This window comes from Clostridium disporicum (assembly GCF_001405015.1).
GTDB lineage: Bacteria > Bacillota > Clostridia > Clostridiales > Clostridiaceae > Clostridium > Clostridium disporicum_B.
The window spans coordinates 73,714-97,842 of sequence record NZ_CYZX01000010.1 but is presented as its reverse complement, the minus strand read 5'-3'; the positions used below and the strand labels follow the sequence as shown (position 1 = coordinate 97,842).

Sequence of the window (24,129 nt, the reverse complement as noted above, 5' to 3'; positions counted from 1 at the left end):
TATGAGAAAATGTGATGTTGGGGGTCAAGCTGTAATAGAGGGAGTTATGATGCGTGGCTCAAAAGGATTAGCTACAGCAGTAAGAACTCCAAGTGGTAAAATTGAAGTAGACATGAAAAGTGTCAAACCATTGACTAAGAGATATAAATTTCTAAATATACCATTTATAAGAGGAATATTTATTTTAATAGATTCTTTAATAGTTGGAATTAAAACTTTAAATTATTCTGCTAGTTTTTTTGAGGAAGATGAAGAAGAGTCTAAGTTTGAACTTTGGTTAAAGAAGAAGCTTGGTGATAAGGGAGCAAATGACTTAATAGTTACTGGAACAATGATGTTTTCCCTTTTGTTATCTGTAGGATTATTTGTTGGAATTCCGACAGTATTAGCTTCTATATTTAAGAGCTTTGGATTACATCCAATAGCATTAAATTTAATAGAATCTGTGATAAGGGTAGGAATTTTAATCTTATATATGTATTTAGTTAGTAAGTTAGATGATATATATAGAGTTTTTCAATATCATGGAGCAGAGCATAAGACTATTTTTTGTTATGAAAATGAAGAAAAATTAACTGTTGAGAATGTTAAGAGATATAGCAGATTTCATCCAAGATGTGGAACTAACTTTTTATTTTTAACTATGTTTGTTAGTATAATAGTTTTTTCGTTAACAGGATGGGGTGGAATTATACAAAGAATAGTTCTTAGAGTTTTACTAATGCCATTTGTAGCAGGAATAACTTATGAATTAATTAAATGGCTTGGAAAAACAGATAGTAAATTAGGAAAAATAATAGCTTATCCAGGATTAAAGTTACAAGAGCTTACTACAAAAGAACCTGATGACTCGCAAATAGAAGTAGCTATAGCATCTTTATTAGCAGCAGAAGGAATTGAATATAAAAAGAAAATTGGAGAGTTATTACAAGAAGGATCAAGTATTTTAAAGGAAGCTGCAGTAGATACTTATATGCTTGATTCACAATTATTATTAGGAAAAGTCATAAATAAAGATAAGTTATACTTAATTACTAATAGAGATAAAGAGATAAGCAAAAAAAATGAAAAAGAATATTTTGAGCTTATTGAAAAAAGGAAAAATAAAATGCCTATTAAGTATATTTTAAAAAGTGCCGAATTTATGGGATTAGATTTTAATGTTGAAGAAGGGGTATTAATACCTAGACCAGATACTGAGATATTAGTAGAAGAAACATTAAAGTATATTCCACAAGATGAGAGTATGAATGTTTGTGATCTTTGTTGTGGAAGTGGTGCTATAGGTATAGCATTAGCAAGTTTTAGGAAAAATATAAATATTGACCTAATTGATTATTATGATACACCAATGAAAGTAACTGAAAGTAATATTGTTAAACACAACTTAAAAGATAGAGCTAAGTTTGTAAAAAGTGATTTGTTAAAGGTAGTTATTAATCAGAATAAAAAATATAAGATATTAGTTTCAAATCCACCATATATAAAAGATGAAGTAATTCCTACTCTTATGGATGATGTTAAAGATTATGAACCACACACAGCTTTATCAGGTGGGGAAGATGGATTAATATTTTATAGAAGAATAGTTGAGGAAAGTTCAAAGGTTTTAGAAGATGATGGAATACTTGCTTTTGAAATTGGTCATGATCAAGGTGAAGAAGTTAAAAAGTTAATGATAAACAGCGGATACAGTGATGTAAGAATAGTTAAAGATTTAGCTGGATTAGATAGAGTTGTAATAGGAACTTTAAAAAGTTGATAAAATTACAATTACTATGATATAATACTAAAATGTGAAAAATTAGAGTATGGAGTGATACTATGTTATTAGATAAATTAGCATTTACTGAAAATAAATATGAAGAACTATCAGTTAAAATATCAGATCCTTCAATAATGGCCAACCAAAGTGAGTGGAGAAAGCTATGTAAGGAACACGCAGAATTAGAAACATTAGTAACTGTTTATAGAGAATATAAAAAAGTTGTAGAAGACTTAGCAGCAAATAAGGAAATGTTAAGTGAAGAGTCAGATAAAGAGATGAGAGAGATGTTATCTGAAGAAATTTCTATGTTATCTGAAAAAGAAGCAGAATTAGAAAATAAAATTCAAATAATGTTATTACCAAAAGATCCTAATGATGATAAGAACGTATTTGTTGAAATCAGAGCAGGAGCTGGGGGAGATGAAGCAGCATTATTTGCAGCTAATCTTTTCAGAATGTATACAAAGTATGCAGAAAGCCAAAGATGGTCAGTTGAATTAATGAGTGCAAATGAAACTGATATCGGTGGATTTAAAGAAGTTGTATTTATGATAAAAGGTTCTGGAGCTTACTCAAAGCTAAAATATGAAAGTGGAGTTCACAGAGTTCAAAGAGTTCCTGATACAGAATCAAGTGGTAGAATTCATACTTCAACTGCTACAGTTGCAGTTTTACCAGAAGTTGATGATGTAGATATCGAAATCAATGATAAAGACTTAAGAATTGATGTGTTCAGAGCATCAGGAAATGGAGGTCAATGCGTTAATACTACAGATTCAGCTGTAAGAATAACTCATATACCAACTAATACTGTTGTTTCATGTCAAGATGAAAAATCACAGCTTAAAAATAAAGAAAAAGCTATGAAAATTTTAAGAGCTAGACTTTATGAGGTAGCTGAAGCTGAGAGAATGGCTGGAATAGCTGAAGATAGAAAGAGCCAAGTAGGTACTGGAGATAGAAGTGAAAGAATAAGAACTTACAACTATCCTCAAGGAAGAGTAACTGACCATAGAATAGGTCTTACACTTTATAAATTAGATAGTTATTTAAATGGAGATATAGATGAAGTTATCAATGCTTTAATCACTGCTGACCAAGCAGAAAAGATGAAAGCTATGGGAAATACTGATTCTATGTAATAAGATTAAAAGCCTTGCATTTATAATGTAGGGCTTTTAGAATAGGTAAATAAATTATGTACATAGATAAAGCATTAAAAAGGCAGAATAAATTAAAAAAATTATTTTATAGTACTATGATATTTTTAAGTATCTTCTTACCTATGATGGTTTACTTATCAAATATAAGGTCAAAATTCATATACTTATATTTATTAATTTTAGAAATACTAATTTTTTTATCTATATTGAATAAGATTAATTTTTATAAGTTAAAATTTTCATGTTTAAATAATAAGTTAAAATTCAAAAATGGACTATTTTCAAAAGAGAATATTTTGATTTGTGATAAAATAGCTATAGTACATACCAATGATACTAAAGAAGATATGGAAATAATAATAGTTACAACTATGAAATTTAGAAATAAATCATTAAAACATATTAGTAAATCGTTTTTACAGAGATATCCAGAAGTTAATCATGAATATTTAATGCTTAAAAAATTAAATCCTGAAGATACTTATTATTTTCAAATAATAAATAGAGGAGCTTTAAATAAATATATTTTACTAGAAATAATATATAAAAATTGTGTAAAAGCTGTATATACAAGCTCTGCTATAGATAATATTAAAATAGCAAGAAGGCAAAATGAATTTTAAAAGAAAGAAGGTAAGTCTTGTGAAAACAAAGGTTGCCATAATAAAAGATATTAGAGATGATATAGATTATATAAAAGAAGCTGGAAGTATAATTAAAGATGGTGGAATAGTAGCATTTCCAACGGAAACAGTATATGGACTAGGAGCAGATGCATTAAATTCAGAAGCCGTAAAAAAGATTTTTATAGCAAAAGGGAGACCACAAGATAATCCACTTATAGTTCATGTTAGTTCTAAAGATTTATCAAATCTAGTTAAAGATGTTCCTAAGGTAGCTCAAGATTTAATGAATAAGTTTTGGCCAGGTCCTCTAACAATAATCTTAGATAAAAAAGAGATAATTCCAGATGAAACTAGTGCAGGACTTAATACTATAGGGATAAGAATGCCTAATAATGAAATAGCATTAAAGCTTATAGAGTTATCAGGAAAACCTATTGCAGCTCCATCAGCGAATATATCAGGAAGACCTAGTCCAACTGAAGTAGAAAGATGTGTTGAAGATTTAGACGGAAAAGTAGATTATATTCTAGGTGGGAATAAAAGTGATATAGGTGTTGAATCAACTATTGTAGATTGTACCGTAAATCCACCAATGGTATTAAGACCTGGCGGAATTACTCTAGAAATGTTACGAGAGGTTGATTCTAGAATAGAGATAGATAAAGCTTTGATGAGTAAGCCAAGTGATAATTTAAAGCCAAAGGCTCCAGGGATGAAATATAGACATTATGCACCTAAGGCATCTCTGAAAATAATTAGAGGCAAAAATGAAAAAACTATTGAAATTATCTCAGAAATGTTAGAGAATTATATAGATAAAAATAATAAAGTAGCAATACTAACAACAGATGAAAATGTAAGTAGATTTAATAAGGGTGAAATCATATCATTAGGTAGCGAAAAAGATTTATATCAAATAGCTCAAAATCTTTTTGAAGCTTTAAGAAAATGCGATGATTTAGGAGTTCAATATATTTTATGTCAAGGCTTTGAAGAAGCTGGGGTTGGACTTGCAATAATGAATAGGCTTAATAAAGCTGCTGGATATGATATTATAGATGTTTAATTAATGGAGGATGGGGGAACCTATCTTCCTTTTTTATAAATAAAAAATAATTAAAAATTAAGAACTTAGGGAGAAAGTTAGTAATATAGCATTATAAATTACTACTCATTCTATCTTAATTAATCATTAGAAGAAGTTGGAGGATGATTTTATGAAGATTGCGTTAGGTTGTGACCATGGTGGTTTAAATTTAAAAGCTGAGATAGCTAATTATTTAAAATCACAAAATATAGAGTTTAAGGACTTTGGTACATATACAGAGGAATCTTGTGATTATGCAGACATAGCTTTACCAGTAGCAGAAGCAGTAGTAGCTAAAGAGTATGACTTTGGTATTTTAATATGTGGAACAGGAATAGGAATTGGAATAGCTGCCAACAAAGTTCCAGGAATAAGAGCAGCACTTTGTTCAGATACATTTAGTGCTCATGCAACTAGAGAGCATAATGATGCTAATATATTAACTATGGGGGAAAGAGTAGTTGGTAAAGGATTAGCTATAGATATAGTTAAAGCTTTCTTAGGAGCTGAATTTGAAGGCGATAGACACGTTAGAAGATTAGAAAAGATAACTAAGATAGAAGAGAAATATAGAAATAACAAATAGTTAATGTAAAACCAATAATTGATATGTATATGTTAATTGTTAGTATATAAATTAGTTGATTTAATTTAGGAGGAATAAACAATGAGTAAAGTAACAGAAATGAAACACCCATTAATATCACATAAGTTGGCTTATATAAGAAGTAAGGATACAGGGTCTAAATATTTTAGGGAATTAGTTGAAGAAGTATCTATGTTAATGGCATACGAAGTAACTAGAGATTTAGAAACAGAAGACGTTGAAATTGAAACTCCAATTTGTAAAACTACATGTCAAATGTTAGCTGGTAAGAAAATGGCAATAGTTCCTATATTAAGAGCTGGGCTTGGTATGGTTGATGGAATACTTAACTTAATACCAGCAGCTAAGGTTGGTCATATTGGATTATATAGAGATGAAGAAACTCTACAACCAGTAGAATATTTCTGTAAACTTCCTCAAGACATAGCAGAAAGAGATGTAATAGTTGTAGATCCAATGTTAGCTACAGGTGGATCAGCTGCTGATGCTATAATGTTATTAAAGCAAAGAGGAGCTAAAAAAATAAGATTAATGTGCCTAATTTCCTCACCAGAAGGAATAGAGTTAGTACAAAAACAACATCCAGATGTTGATATATACGTAGCTGCTATAGATGAAAAACTAAATGAAAAAGGATATATAGTACCAGGATTAGGTGATGCTGGAGATAGACTTTTCGGAACTAAGTAATAAAAAACGAAGCATGCGCTTCGTTTTTTGTATAAAGTACGAATGACTTTTTAAGTTAAGAATGAAAAGTTAAAGATGAAACTACTAGGTAGTTTATAGACTTATAAATATTTAAAATCAGATTAGTTAATTATATTCCTAAAGTCTTAATTCTAAATTCTTAAAGTTTAATTGAATAAATTGTTATAATAACTATTCTATTAACCTAATATATATTAAGGTGGTGTTTTTATGAAAAGAGAAACTTACTTAAAATGGGATGATTATTTTATGTCTGTAGCTTTATTATCAGGAATGAGGAGTAAAGACCCTAGTACACAAGTAGGAGCTTGTATAGTTAATAGTTCTAATATAATAGAAAGTATAGGGTATAATGGGCTTCCTAAAGGATGTTCTGATGATGAGTTTCCTTGGGCAAGAGAAGGAGAAACATTAGATACAAAATATCTTTATGTAGTACATGCAGAATTAAATGCAATATTAAATGCTAAAGGAAAAGATTTAAGTGGATGTACTATATACGTTGCATTATTTCCATGTAATGAATGTGCTAAGGCTATTATCCAATCTGGTATAAAGGAAGTAGTATATTTAAGTGATAAATATGCTGATACAGATTCGGTGAAAGCTTCAAAAAAAATGTTTAATGCTACTGGTGTTAAATTAAGACAGCTTACACCGAAAGAAAAAAATATACATCTATCAATGGACATTGAAAATATATAGATGAGAGTAATATAGTATAATATTAAATCATATATATAAAAGGTATTTTACATAAAAAACAAATGTAAAATAAATATAAAACATACAAAATATGGTTGAAGGTTAAAAGGGTCAAATGTTATAATAAAGCTATTAATTGCTTAACAATTGACAACTTTATTATTTATGAAATATATGGGAGGGTATATTATGAGAGAAGTAGTAATAGTTAGTGCAGTAAGAACTGCAATTGGATCTTTTGGAGGAGCGTTAAAAGATGTTCCAGCAGTAGATCTAGGTTCGTTAGTAATTAAAGAAGCAGTAAATAGGGCAGGAATAAAACCAGAATTAGTTGAAGAAGTTTTAATGGGAAATGTTATACAAGCTGGATTAGGACAAAATGTTGCAAGACAAGCATCTGTTAAAGCTGGCTTACCAGTAGAAGTACCAGCTATGACAATAAATATGGTTTGTGGATCAGGATTGAGAACTGTATCATTAGCAGCTCAAATGATTAAAACTGGAGATGTAGATATAGTTGTTGCAGGGGGAATGGAAAGTATGTCTCAAGCTCCATATGCATTAAAAAGTGCTAGATGGGGACAAAGAATGAATGATGGTAAGATGTTAGACACAATGATAAATGATGCATTAACAGATGCATTTAATAATTATCATATGGGAGTTACAGCTGAAAATATAGCTAAAGAGTGGGGATTAACAAGAGAAATGCAAGATGAATTTTCTCTAAATTCACAATTAAAAGCTGAAAAGGCTATAAAAGATGGAAGATTTGTTGATGAGATAGTACCTGTAGTTATTCCTCAAAGAAAAGGAGAACCAAAGGTATTTGCACAAGATGAATTTCCAAGGTTCGGATCTACAATTGAAGGTATGGCTAAATTAAGACCTGCATTTATAAAAGATGGTACTGTAACAGCTGCAAATTCATCAGGTATTAATGATGGTGCAGCAGCAGTAGTGGTTATGAGTGCTGAAAAAGCAGCAGAACTAGGAATTAAACCAATGGCAAAGATAGTTTCTTATGGAAGCAAAGGATTAGATCCATCAATTATGGGATATGGACCTTTTTATGCAACTAAAAAGGCATTAGAAAATACAGGTTTAACAGTTGAAGATATGGATTTAATAGAAGCAAACGAAGCTTTTGCAGCTCAAAGTTTAGCAGTTGCTAAAGATTTAAAATTTGATATGAGTAAAGTAAATGTTAATGGTGGTGCAATAGCACTTGGACATCCGGTAGGAGCTTCAGGAGCTAGAATATTAGTTACATTACTTCACGAAATGGAAAAGAGAGATGCTAAAAAAGGATTAGCAACACTTTGTATAGGTGGAGGAATGGGTACTGCTTTAGTAGTAGAAAGAGAATAAATAATGAAAAAAGATCTTACACTTTAGTAAGGTCTTTTTTTGTGGTATAGAATCTGAAAATTCAGCTAAATTAATTTTATAAATCATAAAATTAATTGGTTATTCATAAGATGAGATAGAGTTAAAAAATATAAGTAAGAGTGAATAATATAAAAATATAATAATAAAATAAGTAAAAATAACCAAATATTAGGAAATATTAAATTTTATATTAAGGTTCCAAAGAGCTATAATTACAGAAGTTATCTAAGGAGTAATAGTATATGAATAGAGAAACAAAAAGTTTATTAAAGATACTTATTAAAGATGTAATATTGATATTGGCAATAATAAATTTGATTTTGTTAGTAATTGGACATGCTATGTTAGCTTTCATATTTTCTTTAGGATTATTAGTTGCAACTATAAATTTTATACTTAGTGGAGTTATGCTTGAAAAGACTATTAATAGTAAAAAAAAGATTATTAAATATGTTTTTCCATTAAGTTATATTTTAAGAATTATAACAATAATTATTATAGCGTATCCATTTATATATAACATCGAAAAACTTTTAGCTTACGTATTAGGTTTTATAAGTTTTTTCGTAGTATTAACAATAACTTGGTTAAAAATGCAAAGGGGAGTGAGTAAATGGAGTCATACAAACCTATAGTTTCATTTAATCTCGGGGGGCTAATAATAGACATAAAACCAGAAGCAATAATACAACTAGTAATAATACTGCTTATTGGGATTTTGGCATGGTATTCTACAAAAGATTTGAAAAGTAAACCACAGAGTAAGAAGCAAGTGATTGTTGAATACTTATATAACTTAATTAAAAATGTTGTGGATAGCAATATGGGAAAGGAATATAGAGATGTAATACCTTTTATAGGTACATTGGCTATATTTATTTTAACAATGAATCTAACTGGATTAGTTGGAATAGCTGCACCTACTAAGAATTTTAGTGTAACAATTGCATTATCACTAATAGTATTTGTATTTATACAAGTTTATACAATTAGAAAAACAGGTATAAAACGTTACTTTGGCGGATATGCAAAACCAATGGCAGTTATGTTACCAATAAATATCTTAGAAAGAGTTATGCTACCTATATCTCTAGCTTTAAGATTATTTGGAAACATATTAGCTGCAACGGTTTTAGTTGAATTGGTATATAAAGCTTTATCATCATTAGCATGGATAGCTGAAATTGGATTACCAATACCTCTTCATGCATATTTTGATATATTTGATGGAGCAATTCAAATGGTTATATTTGTTATGCTAACAATGATAAATACTAAAATAACAGTTGAACATTAAGTAAGAATCTAAACTTAACATATAAGGTATCTGTAATTTAGTGATTTGAATTTACTAATTTTACATGAGTAGAAAGAATTTTATTTAATAATATATAAAGATTTTAAGGAGGAATTTAATTATGGATCAAGAGTCAGTAAGAGCATTAGCTGCTGCAATAGCAGTATTAGTAGGTATAGGAGCTGCAATTGGAATTGGTAATGCAACAGCTAAAGCGGTTGAAGGTATTGCTAGACAGCCAGAAGCAAGTGGTAAGATAACAACTGCATTAATGATAGGAGCAGGATTTGCTGAAGCAACTGCAATATATGGTTTATTAGTATCAATTTTACTAATATTCGTAGGAATAAGCTAAGGGTTTAAGGTTTTAGATAATTCTCAGAAAGGAGAAAACTCATCATGGAAATAAATATAGGGGTTATACTAGCTTCAATTGTAAATACAGCAATATTATATATGATATTAAAACATTTCTTTTTTGATAAAGTTAAGGCTGTAATAAATGAAAGAGAAGAATATATAAATAAAACTTTTTTAGAAGCTGAAGAAGCTACAGAAAAAGCAAGAACAATAAGCATAGAAAGTGAAAAGAGAATAGAAAAATTAAAAAGAAAAAGTAGGAAAATAACTGAAGATGAAAAGAGGAAGGCTGAGAATATATACAAAGACATAATTGATGAAGCGAAGAAAGAGGCTGAAATTATAAAAGAAAAAGCTAGAGTAGAAATAGAAAGAGAAAAGAAAAGAAATGAATATGTTTTAAAAGAGAGATATGTTAACTTAGCAATGGAGTTATCAGAGCAATTAATAGAAAAAAATATTGATGAAGGAAAAAATAAAGAGTTAATAGATGAATTTATCTCTAAAGTAGGAGATTAACATGTATGAATTTTTAGATAAAAGATATGCAATGGCTCTTTACGAAGTTGCGGATGAAAATGGAAAAGTTGATGAATATATTGAAACTTTAAAATTAATATGTGAGTTAATTGATAATTATGAGGAGTTTTATGAGTTTATTAAGAATCCTCAAGTTGGAACAAGAAATAAGAAAAAGGCTTTTATTAACATTTTTAAAAATAAAATTGATGAAGATTTATTATCTTTCTTATTGATCTTAATTGAGAAAGATAGAATTCTGCATTTGAGAGAAAAAGTAAATGAAATGGAAAAGATAAATCTTGAAAAAAATAACACATTAAAAGGATTTGTAAAAACAACAATTCCGCTATCAGATGAACAGTATAATTTACTAATAAATAATTTAGAGAAGAAATATAATAAGAAAATTATATTAGAAAGAATTATAGATCCTAATATAATAGGTTCCATATATGTAAAAGTAGAAGATGAAGTTATAGATGGAACAATCAAATTTAAAATGGATAAATTAAGGGAACTAATGCTTGAATTAGAATAGAGGTGTTAAGGTGAATATAAAGCCAGAAGAAATTACATCTATTATAAAAAAAGAAATAGTAAAATATGAAAAGAATATCAAAACTGAAGATACAGGAACTATAATCCAAGTTGGGGATGATATTGCTAGAGTTTATGGATTAGATGACTGTATGGAAGGTGAATTATTAAAATTTCCAAATGGTGTCTATGGAATGGCATTAAACTTAGAACATGATAATGTAGGGTGTGTTCTTTTAGGACCTGAAGAAGGGATAAAAGAAGGAGATATAGTAAAAAGGACCAATAAAATATCAGAGGTTCCTGTTGGTGAAGATATGTTAGGAAGAGTAGTAAATGCCTTAGGAGAACCAATAGATGGACGAGGCCCTATATACTATGAAGAGTTTAAACCTATTGAAGCACCTGCACCAACAATAATAGATAGGACATCTGTTAAGGAGCCGTTACAAACTGGAATTAAAGCTATTGATGCTATGATTCCTATAGGAAAAGGACAAAGAGAACTTATAATAGGAGATAGACAAACAGGAAAAACAGCTATAGCTATAGATACTATAATTAATCAGAAAGGTAAAGACGTAATATGTATATATGTTGCAATAGGGCAAAAGCAATCTACTGTAGCAAATATAGTTAATACCTTAGATAAAATGGATGCGTTAGATTATTCTATAATTGTGGCAGCAACAGCATCAGAAGGAGCACCATTACAATATCTAGCCCCTTATGCAGGATGTACAATTGGAGAGTATTTTATGAATAAGGGAAAAGATGTTCTAATTGTTTATGATGATCTATCAAAACATGCTGTAGCATATAGAACAATGTCACTTTTGCTAAGAAGACCACCAGGAAGAGAAGCTTATCCAGGAGATATATTTTACATTCACTCAAGACTTTTAGAAAGAGCTGCAAAATTATCTAAAGAAAAAGGGGGAGGTTCTTTAACAGCACTTCCTATAGTAGAAACTTTAGCAGGAGATGTAACAGCATATATACCTACTAATGTTATTTCAATTACAGATGGACAAATATTTTTAGAAAGTGATTTGTTTAACTCTGGACAAAGACCAGCTGTAAATCCAGGAATATCTGTATCAAGAGTTGGAGGTAATGCTCAAATAAAAGCTATGAAGCAAGTGTCAAGAAATTTAAGATTAGAGCTTGCGCAATATAGAGAGTTAGCATCATTTTCACAATTTGGCTCAGATTTAGATACAGATTCTAAAGAAAGATTAGAAAAAGGAAAAAGAATATTAGAGATATTGAAGCAAAAGCAATACCAACCTATGAAAGTAGAATATCAAATACTAATTTTATATGTTGTAAGTAATAATTATTTATCTGATATAGAACTAATTGATATTTCAAAATTTGAGGAGCAATTATTAGAATTTGCAGATACACATTATAGAGATATGTTAAAAGACATAAAAAATAAGGGTGTTTTAACAGATGAAATAAAATGTGATATGGAAGAATGTATTAGTGAGTTTAAAAAGATATTTACTGAAAATATATAGGGCTACCTATATATTTATTTGGGAGGCATTATTGTGGGAACATCTGGACTTGTAGAGATTAAAAGAAGAATACAATCTATTCAAAGTACTAAGAAGATAACTAAGGCTATGGGGTTTGTTGCCACTTCTAAGCTGAAGAAAGTAAAAAACAGGCTTACTGATAATAATGAGTATGTGAAAGTTATTGAGGAAATAGTACAAGAATTAGTTAATAGTTTACCTGATGATTATGAATCAATATATATAAATAGAATCAAAGGAAAAAAATTATATATAGTTATTACATCAGATGCTGGATTATGTGGTGGATTTAATAATAATGTAGTATCTTATTTTAGAGAAGTTATAGAAGATAAGGAAGAGAGTGAAATCATTCTTATTGGCAAAAAAGGAATATCGTATTTTGATAAATTTAAGCTTAAATCAAATAAACATATTATTGATATGCCAGATGTACCAACAAATAAAGAAGTTAATGAATTATACAATATTATAAATGAAGCTTATAGAAATGGTGAGATAACTGAAGTAAATATAGTATGCACAATTTTTAAATCTCCAATAAATCAAGTACCTAAAGTAATAAAACTATTACCAATAGAAAAAAAGGATAATCAACAAGATAAATATATTATTGAGCCTAATATAGATAGCGTATTTAATAATGCAATGAACCTATATATTAAAAGCAAATTAATGGAGTGTTTATTACAATCTAGAGTAAGTGAAGAAAGTGCAAGAAAGATGGCTATGGATGGTGCGACTGATAATGCAACGGAAATGTTAAGAACATTAAATATTAAATTTAATAGAATTAGACAAAGTATTATTACACAAGAAATTTCAGAGATTGTTGGTGGCGCTGAAGCTCAAAAATAATAGGAGGGAAACATTATGGGAGAACAAAAAGTAGGGAAGGTTGTTCAAGTTATAGGGCCAGTAGTTGATATAAAGTTTGATTCAGATTCGCTTCCTAATATTTATAATAAAATAGAAATAGAGATTGGAAAAGAAAAATTAGTTACAGAAGTTGAGCAACATATCGGAGACGATATAGTAAGAACTATAGCTATGGAAGCAACTGATAGACTAAAGAGAGGAATGAAAGCAGTAGATACAGGCAATTGTATAACAGTTCCTGTAGGAGAAGAGGTATTAGGAAGAGTATTTAATGTATTAGGAAATACTATAGATAATGAAGGACCTATAGAATCAAAAGAGAGATATCCAATTCATAGATCAGCTCCAAGCTTTAAAGATCAATCGTTAGAACCTGAAGTGCTTGAAACAGGGATAAAGGTAATAGATTTGTTAACTCCATATCAAAGAGGCGGTAAGATAGGTCTTTTTGGTGGTGCTGGAGTTGGGAAAACTGTATTAATTCAAGAGTTGATTAATAATATAGCTACTGAACATGGAGGATTATCTGTATTTACAGGGGTTGGAGAAAGATCAAGAGAGGGTAATGATTTATATTACGAAATGAAGGAGTCAGGCGTAATAAATAAAACTGCTCTAGTATTTGGTCAAATGAATGAATCTCCTGGGGCAAGAATGAGAGTATCATTGACAGGGCTTACTATGGCTGAATACTTTAGAGATAAAGGACAAGATGTACTTCTGTTTATTGATAATATATTTAGATTTACTCAAGCAGGTTCAGAAGTTTCAGCTTTACTTGGAAGAATACCATCAGCAGTTGGATATCAACCAACATTAGCTACAGAAATGGGAGCTTTACAAGAAAGGATTACTTCAACAAAAAATGGTTCAATAACATCTGTTCAAGCTGTTTATGTTCCAGCAGATGACTTAACAGACCCAGCACCAGCTACAACATTTACGCATCTAGATGCTACGACTGTTTTATCAAGGGCTATATCGGAGCTTGGAATTTATCCTGCTGTTGATCCATTGGAGTCATCATCAAGATTATTAGATCCAAGAATAATTGGAGATGAACATTATACCGTTGCTACAGAAGTTAAGAATATATTAGAAAGATATAAACAGTTACAAGATATAATAGCTATTCTAGGTGTAGATGAATTATCAGATGAAGATAAAAAGGTTGTAGCAAGGGCTAGAAGAGTTCAAAGATTTTTATCACAACCATTTACTGTTGCTGAACAATTTACAGGAATGAAGGGTAAGTATGTGCCTATATCAGAAACTGTAAGAGGATTTAAAGAAATATTAGAAGGTAAGTGTGATAATATTCCAGAATCATTATTTTTGCTTTCAGGAACTATAGATGAGGTTAAAGAAAAAGCAAGTAAAATGAATGGGTGATTTATGTGGAAAAGCAAAGTAAGCTAACTATTGTTACTAATGATAATAAGAAGGTAGAAGAGGCAGTAGTTTCAGTAGTAACAGAAAGTGATGAGGGTAAAATAGAAATTTTACCTAATCACACTAAGTCAATTATAAGTACAATTCCTACTGTAACTACATTTATTTCTTCTGATGGAAAAGAAAAAAATTTATTTACTTCATCAGGAATTATATATATAGATAATAATTCAATAAAATTCTGTTGTGACTCTATAAATTGGCCAGAGGAAATTGACTTAGATAGAGCAAAACTAGCAGAAGAAAGAGCTAAAAAGAGGTTGTCAGAAAAAGGCAATACAGATACTGAGAGAGCAAAAAATGCACTTTTAAGGGCTAAAGCAAGGATAGAAATTAAAAAAAATATTTAAAAGAGAGATATTTTCAAGTAATTTAAAAAATATTTGAAAATATCTCTCTTTTTTTAACATAAAATATTAACTCAAATTTAAATTGAATTTTGACAGAAGGGAATAGGTTTAATAAAGATGTGTAATTTTAAATTACTTATTTTTTTAATAAATTGTTTGTTATTAAGGTTTTTTGTAGAAAGGGAACATTTTGGAGGTGTAATTAATATATTATTATATATCGAATAGTATAAAAACTTAATAAATGGACAATAATTTTAGAGGAAAGGCGGGATAATAATATGAAGAAGATAGGACTAATATTTATTATACTCTTTTCTCTATTAATTATTAATGGAGTAGAATATGAATGTTATGAAAGTGAAAAATACTATAGAGATATGGAAAAATTTTTAATAGAAAACTATGATTTTGTTCAGAATGGAGTTAAGTTAGAATACATTACTAATACAAGCATTATTGAAGAGAAGAATAGAATTATAGAAATTTTAACAAATGAATTAATAAGTGATATAGATATATTTAACAATAGAATAGTTTGTATAGATGAAATGCTAACTTACAATATTAATTTAATCGATGGAGAGAAAACAAAGATCGAAATAGTAATAATGAATACTTTGAGTAATTTTAATAGCTCTGATTTAAGACAAGCTGTAGAAAATTTAAAAAATAGTAAGTGTATAGATGAGAGAATTTATTACTTTTCAAAGGTTAGAATAGATGAAGAAAAAAATATATTACCATTTATATTAGATGGAATAAATGAAGATACTATAGAGGAAGCGGAAATAAGTAACGGAAAAGTATTAAAGGCAGAATTTATTGATGGAAGTAAGATTAACATGGGACAAATTAATTATGATACTGGAAAGTATATAATTATAGGAACACCAATAATTTTTGTAACATACTAACAATTAATATGGAGGGTAATATGGAAAAAATTATAGTTAAAGGCGGGAATAAACTTCAAGGAGAAGTTGATATAAGTATAGCTAAAAATTCAGTTTTGCCTATAATTGTAGCAACTATCTTAAATCCTAGAAAAATAACAATAAAAAAAGTGCCTTTACTTGAAGATGTTCTAGTGTTAGTAAATGTGTTAAGAGAGTTAGAATGTTCTGTTGAGTTTTCTGATATAACAGGAGATTTAATAATAGATACTTCAAATTTAAAGGAGATTGAGCCAAGTAATGACTTGATAAAGCGTATGAGAGCATCGTTTTTGATTGTTGGACCTATGCTTGCCAGGTTTGGCAGATGCAAAATATCATTGCCAGGAGGATGTAATATAGGAAGTAGACCAGTTGATCTTCACCTAAAAGGATTAAAAAAACTAGGTGTAGATATTGAAAATGGTCATGGTTATATTAATACAAAAACTGAAGGATTAAAAGGAAATAGAATATACTTAGACTTTCCTTCTGTTGGAGCAACAGAAAATTTAATGATGGCTGCTGTTTTGGCTGAAGGTGTTACTATAATAGAAAATGCAGCTGAAGAACCAGAAATATGGGATTTAGCGAGATTTCTTAATAGTATGGGAGCTAATGTAGAAGGGGCAGGTTATGGAAGAATAACTATAACTGGAGTTAAGGAATTAAAAGAAACAAAACCATTTACACCTATATATGATAGAATTGAAGCTGGAACATTTATTGTGGCAGCTGCAATAACTAAGAGTAAAATAACTATAAATGGAGTGAATGAAGAACATCTAATGCCTACTATAGAAAAATTAACAGAGGTAGGAATAAAATTCGAAATCAACGGAGAAAAAATGTTAGTTGATGGAACTAAAGAGAGAGTACCGGTAGATATTAAGACATTACCATATCCAGGTTTTCCAACTGACATGCAACCACAAATGATGGCATTATTATCAGTTACTAAAGGGGTAAGTATTATAACAGAAACTGTATTTGAAAATAGATTTATGCATGTTGGTGAATTAGTTAGAATGGGAGCAAATATAAAGATTGATGGTAGAATTGCTATAGTTGAAGGCGTTAAACAATTGACTGGATGTGAAGTTAAAGCTACAGATTTAAGAGCAGGAGCCGCTATGATTTTATCAGGATTAGTTGCTAATGGAGAAACTATAATAAGTGAAATTCATCATATAGATAGAGGTTATACAAGAATTGAAGAGAAATTTAATAATCTAGGAGCTAATGTTCAGAGAATTAAAATATAAATATTAGATATTTAAAATAAAGACATGCTAATTTTGAGCATGTCTTATTTTTTTTTATTTTTAATAAATAAATAGAATTATTTTACAGATTAAAACGTATATATAGCTTGTGGATAAATATAGTGGGAGGTTAGTTATGAATAGGAGATATAAATTAAACTTAAATGAAGGTATTAAATTTTTATTATTTACGACTATATGTATAGTAGTATTTATGATAATTATGCCTAGTATATTAATAAAATCAGAAGGCATTAATTTAGATGAATTGTCAGAAGTGACTAAAGAAATAGAGGCAGAGATAACTCAACCTACAACTATAGAAGTTAAAGATATAATTTTAAATGATAGTGAAATGGTAAGTGTATATATAACTTCTCAAAATAAAATTGTAGATGTTCCGTTAGAAGAGTATATATGTGGGGTAATATCAAATGAAATGCCTGCTACATTCGAATTGGAAGCATTAAAGGCACAAGCTGTAGCAGCTAGAACATATTTAGCTAGTAAAAAAATTAAAAATTGTGTGAAAGCAAATGGAGCAGATATATGTGACTCAGTACATTGTCAAGTTTATACATCCAAAGAAGTTAGACTAGAGCTTTGGCAAGAGAGTGATAGAGAAAAAAATTGGAATAAAATAGTTGAGGCAGTAGAATCGACTAAAGGACAAGTTATGAGCTATCAAAATGAGCTAGTGCTTTATCCACAGTTTTTTTCTACTAGTTCAGGAATGACAGAAAACTCTGTTGATTTATATTGGGCAGATATACCATATTTAAAATCAGTAGAGAGTACTGGAGAGGAAATAGCACCGAAGTTTGAGAGCGAAGTATCTATGACTATTAATGAGTTTATTAATAAGTTCGAAGAGTCATATCCACAATCTTCTTTAAATGCGAGTAATATTGAAAGTAGTATAAATGTTATATCTAAAAGTGAGGCCGGTGGAGTAAAAGAGATTCAAGTAGCTGGAGAAACAATTAGAGGTCAAGATTTTAGGTTTTTATATGGTTTGAATTCTAGTAATTTTACTTATGAAATAAATGATGGCAATATAATATTTAAATGTAAAGGATATGGGCATGGAGTTGGAATGAGTCAATGGGGAGCTAATGTCATGGCTAAAGAAGGAAAGACTTATAATGAAATTATTAAACATTATTATACTGGAGTAGAAATTACAAATTTGAGATTTTCTGAATAAAATTATAATTTATTGAGACTTTTGTTGAAAAACAAAGGTCTTTTTGTTTTTTATTGAGGAAATTTGTAGTACGGAAATTGGTTATTAATTGAATTAAATTTGTATATAGGGCAAGACTACAGAAAGGAGGTGTTGATATGAATTCAAACAACAAAGATAAGGTAAAAGACTTTTTTAGAAAGGAGGGCTTTTACTTTGTTCTATTCATTTGCTTATGTATAGTCGCTGTTGTTGCAGCTTTTACAATTAAGAAAAATAACGAGTTAAAGCAAAGCAATAATCAGAATAATGAATTTACTTTAAATGTTGAGGAGTCAGTAAATGATTCTACAGAAGCCTCAAGAAACGAAATGCCAAATGCAGATAGAGTTGAAATTGGTGATAATGTGGCAGAGGAATCAGAGGAATTAGATGAAGTTGCTGATAACGAAGAAGTAGACAATTATACAGAGGTAGCAGATAACACAGAAGATGTTCCAGTTTCTACTACAGTAACAGAGGTAGTTTTCCAATTACCTTTAGAAGGTACTGTATCTAGAGAATATAAAGAGATGATTAGATTACAAGATAATGAAAATGGAACAGTAGATAGAACTAGAAGAGGTATTGATTTAAATGCTTCTGTAGGAACAGCTGTTACGGCTGCAGCAGAAGGTAAGGTTATTGAAGTATCAAAGAGCACAGAAGATGGAAACTTTATAGTTATAGAACATACAAACGGATTAAAAACTAAGTATGCAAATTTAGATGCAGAAGTTTCAGTTGCTGTTGGAGATATAGTTTCAGCAGGAGATGAAATTGGAACAGTTGGAAATAGTTCAATGATTTTTACTTCAGAAGTTTGTGGAGATGTATTAAATCTACAAGTTGAAGACTCTGAAGGTAATCAATTAAATCCATCTGATTACTTTAGTTTCTAAGAAATATTAATCAGCCATTTGGATTTCAAATGGCTGATTAACTAAAAAGAATTATATTTTAATTAAATCTATTTATAAGGAGGTTACATTTTTGAAAGACTACATTGAAGAGAGAGTACTAGAAGTTGCAAAATATATTATTGATTCAAAGGCTACTATAAGAAAAACTGCTAAAGTATTTGGAGTAAGTAAAAGTACAATTCATAAAGATATGACAGAAAGGTTGCCTAAGATTAATCCAAGCATTGCAGAGCAGACTCAAAATATACTTGAGTTAAATAAGGCAGAAAGACATATTAGAGGTGGAAAAGCTACTAAATTAAAATACAAAGCTATTGAATGATAATACCTTTACATATATAATATTTTTAAAGAATAATTTGTCTGAAAAAGAATTATTTTGAAATATTATATATCTGGTAGGAGTGAATAAGATGTGGTTTTGGAGAAGTGGGAACGACCTTGGAATAGATTTAGGGACTGCTACAGTACTTGTTTATGTAAAAGGTAAAGGGATATTATTAAAAGAACCTTCAGTAGTAGCCATCAATAAAAATAATAATAAGGTACTAGCAGTAGGTGAAGAAGCAAGAAAAATGATCGGGAGAACCCCAGGAAATATAGTTGCAGTACGTCCGCTAAGAGATGGAGTTATTTCTGATTATGATATTACTGAAAGAATGCTAAAAGAATTTATTAAAAAGGCTTGCGGAAAAGGAAGAATAGTAGCTCCAAGAGTAATGGTTTGTGTTCCATCTCAAGCTACTGAAGTAGAAAAAAGAGCCGTAATGGATGCTGCTAAAAATTCAGGGGCTAAAAAAGTTCATATAATCGAAGAACCACTAGCAGCTGCAATAGGTGCTGGATTAGATATAACCAAGCCTAATGGAGCAATGATAGTAGATATTGGTGGTGGAACTACCGATATAGCTGTAATATCATTAGGTGGAGTAGTTGTTAGAAAATCAATCAAAATTGCTGGAGACAAATTTGATGAATCAATAATAAAATATGTTAGAAATAAATATAAAATAATGATTGGTGAAAAAACTGCAGAAGATGTTAAGATAAAAATAGGATCTGCATTTAAGGATTCAAGAAAGTTAACTACTACTATGAAAGGTAGAAATTTAATAACAGGTTTACCAGATGAAGTTGAAATAAGTACTGAAGAGGTAAGAGAAGCTTTAGCAGAACCTGTATCAGTAATAGTTGAAGGAGTTAAGAGTATACTAGAAAAGACACCACCTGAATTAGCTGCCGATATAATAGAAAAAGGGATATTAATGACTGGTGGAGGATCTTTATTATATGGGCTTAATAAGCTTATAGAAGAAAATACTGGTGTTACAGTAGAAATAGCTCACAATTCTGTAGAAGCTGTTGCAGAAGGGACAGGTCAGGTTTTAAGCTACATAGATAAATTAGGTTCAGATATTTTTGGAAGTGAAATAAATTTAATAGATTAATTATATATAAATAGGTAAATAGCACTATAAGGTAATTCTTATAGTGCTATTTATTATATGAAGAATTAAGATAATATGCATGATTTAGGCCATGACAAATAACTCGTGCCATTTCAAAAACTAGGCTAAGCCTAATACCTCTAGATGTAAAAAATTCAGCGTTATCACTAGAATCTACTATTCCTATTATTGAAGCAACACCAACTTCAGGTAATGATTTACCAACACCTTTACCAGGATGGATAGGGTAATCTCTTACGTGAATTTCACCTATAGAATTAGTATCACCTAAGCAAGCATCAATTCCTATAATTGTAGCCTGAGGATGAGTTTTTTTAATTTCATCAATTTTCTTGTCTATATTTAAAGCATGAATAGGAGATTGTAATGTTCCGTATACAGGAACAGGAAAAGAAGACTCTTCTAAAAAAGTACCTACTAAAGGACCTAAACAGTCACCTATACATTTATCTGTGCCAATGCAAACTATAACTGTTTCAGATGTTATATACTTTCTTATAAATTCTGCGATTTCATAATAAGATAAGTTGGATTTATAATTAACTTTCCTTTTCAATTTATACCCACCACCTCTCAACAATAATATATATGAAAAAAAAACTAATAATATAATAAGTATAAAAAAAGAAAAAATGGAAATTATTTTTAGATAAGGTGGTGATAATAAATGAAACTGAATATAATAATGAGAACTATGTCAATTTTAGTAGCTGTAAGTATTATATTTATAATAGTTTTGTATGAACCGAACGCTAAAAAGGAAAATGAATTTGATGAGATTAGTAGTAGCGTTATAGAGGAAACTATAGAGGAAAAATCCGTATCTAGTGATCAAGAGGTTATACAAGGATATACATCAGATATTTTAACTATAAGTTTAGATAATATAATTAATGAACTAACTTTAGATGAAAGAAGTGTTGTTAAAAGTATATTGGATAAACTTTCAGTAATTGATTGTGCAAAAGTTAATTCTATTTTAAATAGTGGTAGCATAGATTCAAAAGAAGAAGCTTTATCATATATAAAAAAACGATTGATAGAAGAAGACTATAATAGGCTTGAAGGAATCTTAAATCAGTATATAGAGTTAGTTTAATTAATAGACATATTAAATAATATATAAATAAGTAATATTAAGATAAATTAAGAAAAAGAGAGAAAAATAAAAATAAACTCTTAAAATGACTAAATTTAAAGGTTGAAATATTATTGCTATGAATATATACTAGTCATTGTCAGTTCGGCAGTGATGCACGAAATGATGAAAGTTATTAATAAGACATGGGGGAGTTCCCGAGTGGCCAAAGGGGGCAGACTGTAAATCTGTTGCGATTCGCTTCGATGGTTCGAATCCGTCCTCCCCCACCATTAATAACTTAATTAAATATGCTGGTGTGGCTCAATGGCAGAGCAGCTGACTTGTAATCAGCAGGTTGTTGGTTCGACTCCGATCACCAGCTCCATTTATGGGGGAGTTCCCGAGTGGCCAAAGGGGGCAGACTGTAAATCTGTTGCGATTCGCTTCGATGGTTCGAATCCGTCCTCCCCCACCATTTAAAGCATAGGTTATCTATGCTTTTTTTATTTTTTATATAAAAATATTACAATTTAAATTTATTGACATTAGTTATAATAGTTGTTAATATATATTACAGTAAATAAAATTTGATATTAGTTCTTATCAAGAGAGGTAGAGGGAGAGGGCCCTGTGAAACCCGGCAACCTGCTTCATTAATTAATAATTAAGAATTAAAAATGAATAAGTTATCATTTTTAATTATAATCTATTAATTGTATAAGCGTGGTGCCAATTCCTGCAATTAATTTTGCAAGATAAGAAAGACATGGTTGAATAGTAGGTCTCTTCTTTATCTTAAGAAGAGACTTTTTTTATCTTTAGAATTAATATCATCTTAATTAAGAGAGGAGATATATAATGAAAAGATTATTTACTTCAGAATCAGTAACAGAAGGACATCCAGATAAAATATGTGATCAAATATCAGATGGGATATTAGATAGTATACTAGCTAAAGATCCTATGGCAAGAGTAGCTTGTGAAACAGCTGTAACTACTGGAATGGTTATGGTAATGGGAGAAATATCAACATCATGTTATGTGGATATTCCAAAGGTAGTTAGAGAAACAATAAAAGAAATTGGTTATGATAGAGCTAAGTATGGATTCGACTGTGATACATGTGCAGTATTAACATCTATTGATGAACAATCATCAGATATAGCGATGGGTGTTGATGAAGCATTAGAATCAAAAACTGGTAATAAAGATGATGTTGAGGCTGTTGGTGCAGGAGACCAAGGAATGATGTTTGGTTTTGCAACAAATGAAACACCAGAATTTATGCCATTACCGATAGCTATGGCACATAGATTATCTAGAAGACTTAGTGAAGTTAGAAAAAATGGTACATTACCTTATTTAAGACCAGATGGAAAAACTCAAGTAACAGTGGAATATGATGATAATAAGGTTGTAAGAATAGATACAATAGTAATATCAACTCAACATGGACCAGAAGTTAGTCAAGAGCAAATAAGAGAAGATTTAATGGAACATGTAATTAAAGCGGTTGTTCCTGCAGAACTTTTAGATGATAATACTAAGTATTATATAAATCCAACTGGAAGATTTGTTGTTGGTGGACCACAAGGTGATAGTGGATTAACAGGAAGAAAGATAATAGTTGATACTTATGGTGGATATGGTAGACATGGAGGCGGAGCTTTCTCAGGAAAAGATCCAACAAAGGTTGATAGATCAGCAGCATATGCAGCAAGATGGGTAGCTAAAAACTTAGTAGCAGCAGGAATTGCAGATAAGTTAGAAATTCAATTAGCTTATGCTATTGGAGTTGCTAAACCTGTATCAATTGAAATTGAGACTTTTGGAACAGGAAAGATTTCAGAAGAAGAAATAGTAAAAGTTGTAGAAAATACTTTTGATTTAAGACCAGGAGCTATAATAAGAGATTTAGGATTAAGAAGCCCTATATACAAACAAACTGCAGCATATGGACACTTTGGTAGAAATGATTTAGATCTTCCATGGGAAAGATTAAATAAAGTTGAAGAAATAAAAAAATACTTATAATAAAAAAGGAACTCACAGAAATTGATGTGAGTTCCTTTTTAAATAAAGTGCGAAGCACTTTGGTGAAAAGTTCGACTTCGTCAAAAGGGAAAATGTCACTGACGTGACAGTGAAAATATTGCCTATGGCAATAATGAAAATTATCTATATTAATAGATTTCACTTTAACTTCAGTTAAATTTTCACTGCTACGA

General features: G+C 29.7%; 26 protein-coding genes, 3 tRNA genes and 1 riboswitch. Of the genes, 28 read left to right on the top strand and 1 reads right to left on the bottom strand.

The genetic code is table 11. The features are described 5' to 3' along the window. Position 1: 1 nt before the first annotated feature. The 23 genes from prmC (at position 2) to mreB (ending at position 20,799) form a co-directional block, all read left to right on the top strand. Positions 2 to 1,762, top strand: a complete 1,761-nt coding sequence (gene prmC, locus ARA56_RS08370; RefSeq protein WP_055265653.1) for a peptide chain release factor N(5)-glutamine methyltransferase — start codon at positions 2 to 4, stop codon at positions 1,760 to 1,762. A 62-nt stretch (positions 1,763 to 1,824) separates the two neighbouring features. Next, a complete protein-coding gene (prfA, locus tag ARA56_RS08365; RefSeq protein WP_055265651.1) occupies positions 1,825 to 2,910 on the top strand; it encodes a peptide chain release factor 1 in 1,086 nt (361 codons plus the stop codon). Between the two features lie 317 nt (positions 2,911 to 3,227). Continuing rightward, positions 3,228 to 3,554 (top strand): hypothetical protein, encoded by a 327-nt coding sequence (locus ARA56_RS16940; protein ID WP_242855905.1) that lies wholly within the window; start codon positions 3,228 to 3,230, stop codon positions 3,552 to 3,554. Between the two features lie 19 nt (positions 3,555 to 3,573). Continuing rightward, positions 3,574 to 4,623 carry an L-threonylcarbamoyladenylate synthase gene (locus ARA56_RS08355; protein ID WP_055265729.1) on the top strand — a complete coding sequence of 350 codons (1,050 nt, stop codon included), beginning with the start codon at positions 3,574 to 3,576 and terminating at the stop codon, positions 4,621 to 4,623. Between the two features lie 151 nt (positions 4,624 to 4,774). Then, entirely contained in the window at positions 4,775 to 5,230 is a 456-nt protein-coding gene (rpiB, locus tag ARA56_RS08350; RefSeq protein WP_055265647.1) for a ribose 5-phosphate isomerase B, read from the top strand. An 81-nt stretch (positions 5,231 to 5,311) separates the two neighbouring features. After that, positions 5,312 to 5,941 (top strand): uracil phosphoribosyltransferase, encoded by a 630-nt coding sequence (gene upp, locus ARA56_RS08345; protein WP_055265645.1) that lies wholly within the window; start codon positions 5,312 to 5,314, stop codon positions 5,939 to 5,941. A gap of 231 nt (positions 5,942 to 6,172) precedes the next feature. Continuing rightward, complete coding sequence (locus tag ARA56_RS08340; RefSeq protein ID WP_055265643.1) at positions 6,173 to 6,667, top strand: deoxycytidylate deaminase; 495 nt, start codon at positions 6,173 to 6,175, stop codon at positions 6,665 to 6,667. 189 nt (positions 6,668 to 6,856) lie between these two features. Next, the gene (locus tag ARA56_RS08335) at positions 6,857 to 8,038 is read left to right on the top strand and encodes an acetyl-CoA C-acetyltransferase (protein ID WP_055265641.1); all 1,182 of its coding nucleotides are present in this window, start codon (positions 6,857 to 6,859) and stop codon (positions 8,036 to 8,038) included. A 263-nt stretch (positions 8,039 to 8,301) separates the two neighbouring features. Then, positions 8,302 to 8,694, top strand: coding sequence for an ATP synthase subunit I (locus ARA56_RS08330; protein WP_055265639.1), 393 nt, complete (start codon positions 8,302 to 8,304; stop codon positions 8,692 to 8,694). Beyond that, the gene (locus tag ARA56_RS08325; protein WP_055265637.1) at positions 8,673 to 9,356 is read left to right on the top strand and encodes a F0F1 ATP synthase subunit A; all 684 of its coding nucleotides are present in this window, start codon (positions 8,673 to 8,675) and stop codon (positions 9,354 to 9,356) included. Before ARA56_RS08330 ends, ARA56_RS08325 begins: the two co-directional genes overlap by 22 nt. Before the next feature lie 121 nt (positions 9,357 to 9,477). Beyond that, positions 9,478 to 9,711: an ATP synthase F0 subunit C gene (atpE, locus tag ARA56_RS08320; RefSeq protein ID WP_032117250.1), complete on the top strand. Its 234-nt coding sequence runs from the start codon at positions 9,478 to 9,480 to the stop codon at positions 9,709 to 9,711. A gap of 44 nt (positions 9,712 to 9,755) precedes the next feature. Further along, positions 9,756 to 10,235, top strand: a complete 480-nt coding sequence (locus ARA56_RS08315; protein ID WP_055265635.1) for a F0F1 ATP synthase subunit B — start codon at positions 9,756 to 9,758, stop codon at positions 10,233 to 10,235. Position 10,236: 1 nt separating this feature from the next. After that, complete coding sequence (locus tag ARA56_RS08310; RefSeq protein ID WP_055265633.1) at positions 10,237 to 10,776, top strand: F0F1 ATP synthase subunit delta; 540 nt, start codon at positions 10,237 to 10,239, stop codon at positions 10,774 to 10,776. Between the two features lie 10 nt (positions 10,777 to 10,786). After that, positions 10,787 to 12,301, top strand: a complete 1,515-nt coding sequence (gene atpA / locus ARA56_RS08305) for a F0F1 ATP synthase subunit alpha (RefSeq protein WP_055265631.1) — start codon at positions 10,787 to 10,789, stop codon at positions 12,299 to 12,301. Between the two features lie 33 nt (positions 12,302 to 12,334). After that, positions 12,335 to 13,180, top strand: a complete 846-nt coding sequence (gene atpG, locus ARA56_RS08300; protein ID WP_055265629.1) for an ATP synthase F1 subunit gamma — start codon at positions 12,335 to 12,337, stop codon at positions 13,178 to 13,180. A gap of 15 nt (positions 13,181 to 13,195) precedes the next feature. After that, positions 13,196 to 14,593, top strand: a complete 1,398-nt coding sequence (atpD, locus tag ARA56_RS08295) for a F0F1 ATP synthase subunit beta (protein WP_055265627.1) — start codon at positions 13,196 to 13,198, stop codon at positions 14,591 to 14,593. Positions 14,594 to 14,598: 5 nt separating this feature from the next. After that, positions 14,599 to 15,003, top strand: a complete 405-nt coding sequence (locus ARA56_RS08290) for an ATP synthase delta/epsilon chain alpha-helix domain-containing protein (protein WP_055265625.1) — start codon at positions 14,599 to 14,601, stop codon at positions 15,001 to 15,003. A 281-nt stretch (positions 15,004 to 15,284) separates the two neighbouring features. Continuing rightward, positions 15,285 to 15,920, top strand: coding sequence for a hypothetical protein (locus tag ARA56_RS08285; RefSeq protein WP_055265623.1), 636 nt, complete (start codon positions 15,285 to 15,287; stop codon positions 15,918 to 15,920). 20 nt (positions 15,921 to 15,940) lie between these two features. Beyond that, positions 15,941 to 17,203, top strand: a complete 1,263-nt coding sequence (gene murA / locus ARA56_RS08280) for a UDP-N-acetylglucosamine 1-carboxyvinyltransferase (protein ID WP_055265621.1) — start codon at positions 15,941 to 15,943, stop codon at positions 17,201 to 17,203. A gap of 136 nt (positions 17,204 to 17,339) precedes the next feature. Further along, positions 17,340 to 18,410 (top strand): stage II sporulation protein D, encoded by a 1,071-nt coding sequence (gene spoIID, locus ARA56_RS08275; RefSeq protein WP_055265619.1) that lies wholly within the window; start codon positions 17,340 to 17,342, stop codon positions 18,408 to 18,410. A gap of 137 nt (positions 18,411 to 18,547) precedes the next feature. Then, positions 18,548 to 19,330 (top strand): M23 family metallopeptidase, encoded by a 783-nt coding sequence (locus tag ARA56_RS08270; protein ID WP_055265617.1) that lies wholly within the window; start codon positions 18,548 to 18,550, stop codon positions 19,328 to 19,330. A 91-nt stretch (positions 19,331 to 19,421) separates the two neighbouring features. Then, positions 19,422 to 19,673, top strand: a complete 252-nt coding sequence (spoIIID, locus tag ARA56_RS08265; protein WP_055265615.1) for a sporulation transcriptional regulator SpoIIID — start codon at positions 19,422 to 19,424, stop codon at positions 19,671 to 19,673. A 91-nt stretch (positions 19,674 to 19,764) separates the two neighbouring features. Next, positions 19,765 to 20,799 carry a rod shape-determining protein MreB gene (mreB, locus tag ARA56_RS08260; RefSeq protein WP_055265613.1) on the top strand — a complete coding sequence of 345 codons (1,035 nt, stop codon included), beginning with the start codon at positions 19,765 to 19,767 and terminating at the stop codon, positions 20,797 to 20,799. A gap of 46 nt (positions 20,800 to 20,845) precedes the next feature. Here mreB and yyaC read toward each other — a convergent pair whose 3' ends face one another. Continuing rightward, positions 20,846 to 21,376 carry a spore protease YyaC gene (gene yyaC / locus ARA56_RS08255; RefSeq protein WP_055265611.1) on the bottom strand — a complete coding sequence of 177 codons (531 nt, stop codon included), beginning with the start codon at positions 21,374 to 21,376 and terminating at the stop codon, positions 20,846 to 20,848. A 111-nt stretch (positions 21,377 to 21,487) separates the two neighbouring features. On the opposite strand from yyaC, the gene ARA56_RS08250 reads away from it, so the two are divergent. The 5 genes from ARA56_RS08250 (at position 21,488) to metK (ending at position 23,935) form a co-directional block, all read left to right on the top strand. Further along, positions 21,488 to 21,919, top strand: coding sequence for a hypothetical protein (locus ARA56_RS08250; protein WP_055265609.1), 432 nt, complete (start codon positions 21,488 to 21,490; stop codon positions 21,917 to 21,919). Between the two features lie 187 nt (positions 21,920 to 22,106). Further along, positions 22,107 to 22,191 (top strand) — tRNA-Tyr (locus tag ARA56_RS08245). Between the two features lie 20 nt (positions 22,192 to 22,211). Then, positions 22,212 to 22,286 (top strand) — tRNA-Thr (locus ARA56_RS08240). 5 nt (positions 22,287 to 22,291) lie between these two features. Continuing rightward, a tRNA-Tyr gene (locus ARA56_RS08235) sits at positions 22,292 to 22,376 on the top strand. Between the two features lie 122 nt (positions 22,377 to 22,498). After that, a riboswitch (SAM riboswitch) is annotated at positions 22,499 to 22,663 on the top strand. Positions 22,664 to 22,759: 96 nt separating this feature from the next. Beyond that, positions 22,760 to 23,935, top strand: a complete 1,176-nt coding sequence (metK, locus tag ARA56_RS08230) for a methionine adenosyltransferase (protein ID WP_055265607.1) — start codon at positions 22,760 to 22,762, stop codon at positions 23,933 to 23,935. Positions 23,936 to 24,129 lie beyond the last annotated feature (194 nt).

What these genes read in the sequence shown, in the direction of transcription:
- prmC (WP_055265653.1), top strand. Translation starts at nt 2, where the DNA reads ATGAGAAAATGTGATGTTGGGGGTCAAGCTGTAATAGAGGGAGTTATG.
- prfA (WP_055265651.1), top strand. Translation starts at nt 1,825, where the DNA reads ATGTTATTAGATAAATTAGCATTTACTGAAAATAAATATGAAGAACTA.
- rpiB (WP_055265647.1), top strand. Translation starts at nt 4,775, where the DNA reads ATGAAGATTGCGTTAGGTTGTGACCATGGTGGTTTAAATTTAAAAGCT.
- upp (WP_055265645.1), top strand. Translation starts at nt 5,312, where the DNA reads ATGAGTAAAGTAACAGAAATGAAACACCCATTAATATCACATAAGTTG.
- ARA56_RS08340 (WP_055265643.1), top strand. Translation starts at nt 6,173, where the DNA reads ATGAAAAGAGAAACTTACTTAAAATGGGATGATTATTTTATGTCTGTA.
- ARA56_RS08335 (WP_055265641.1), top strand. Translation starts at nt 6,857, where the DNA reads ATGAGAGAAGTAGTAATAGTTAGTGCAGTAAGAACTGCAATTGGATCT.
- ARA56_RS08330 (WP_055265639.1), top strand. Translation starts at nt 8,302, where the DNA reads ATGAATAGAGAAACAAAAAGTTTATTAAAGATACTTATTAAAGATGTA.
- ARA56_RS08325 (WP_055265637.1), top strand. Translation starts at nt 8,673, where the DNA reads ATGGAGTCATACAAACCTATAGTTTCATTTAATCTCGGGGGGCTAATA.
- atpE (WP_032117250.1), top strand. Translation starts at nt 9,478, where the DNA reads ATGGATCAAGAGTCAGTAAGAGCATTAGCTGCTGCAATAGCAGTATTA.
- ARA56_RS08315 (WP_055265635.1), top strand. Translation starts at nt 9,756, where the DNA reads ATGGAAATAAATATAGGGGTTATACTAGCTTCAATTGTAAATACAGCA.
- ARA56_RS08310 (WP_055265633.1), top strand. Translation starts at nt 10,237, where the DNA reads ATGTATGAATTTTTAGATAAAAGATATGCAATGGCTCTTTACGAAGTT.
- atpD (WP_055265627.1), top strand. Translation starts at nt 13,196, where the DNA reads ATGGGAGAACAAAAAGTAGGGAAGGTTGTTCAAGTTATAGGGCCAGTA.
- ARA56_RS08285 (WP_055265623.1), top strand. Translation starts at nt 15,285, where the DNA reads ATGAAGAAGATAGGACTAATATTTATTATACTCTTTTCTCTATTAATT.
- murA (WP_055265621.1), top strand. Translation starts at nt 15,941, where the DNA reads ATGGAAAAAATTATAGTTAAAGGCGGGAATAAACTTCAAGGAGAAGTT.
- spoIID (WP_055265619.1), top strand. Translation starts at nt 17,340, where the DNA reads ATGAATAGGAGATATAAATTAAACTTAAATGAAGGTATTAAATTTTTA.
- ARA56_RS08270 (WP_055265617.1), top strand. Translation starts at nt 18,548, where the DNA reads ATGAATTCAAACAACAAAGATAAGGTAAAAGACTTTTTTAGAAAGGAG.
- mreB (WP_055265613.1), top strand. Translation starts at nt 19,765, where the DNA reads ATGTGGTTTTGGAGAAGTGGGAACGACCTTGGAATAGATTTAGGGACT.
- ARA56_RS08250 (WP_055265609.1), top strand. Translation starts at nt 21,488, where the DNA reads ATGAAACTGAATATAATAATGAGAACTATGTCAATTTTAGTAGCTGTA.
- metK (WP_055265607.1), top strand. Translation starts at nt 22,760, where the DNA reads ATGAAAAGATTATTTACTTCAGAATCAGTAACAGAAGGACATCCAGAT.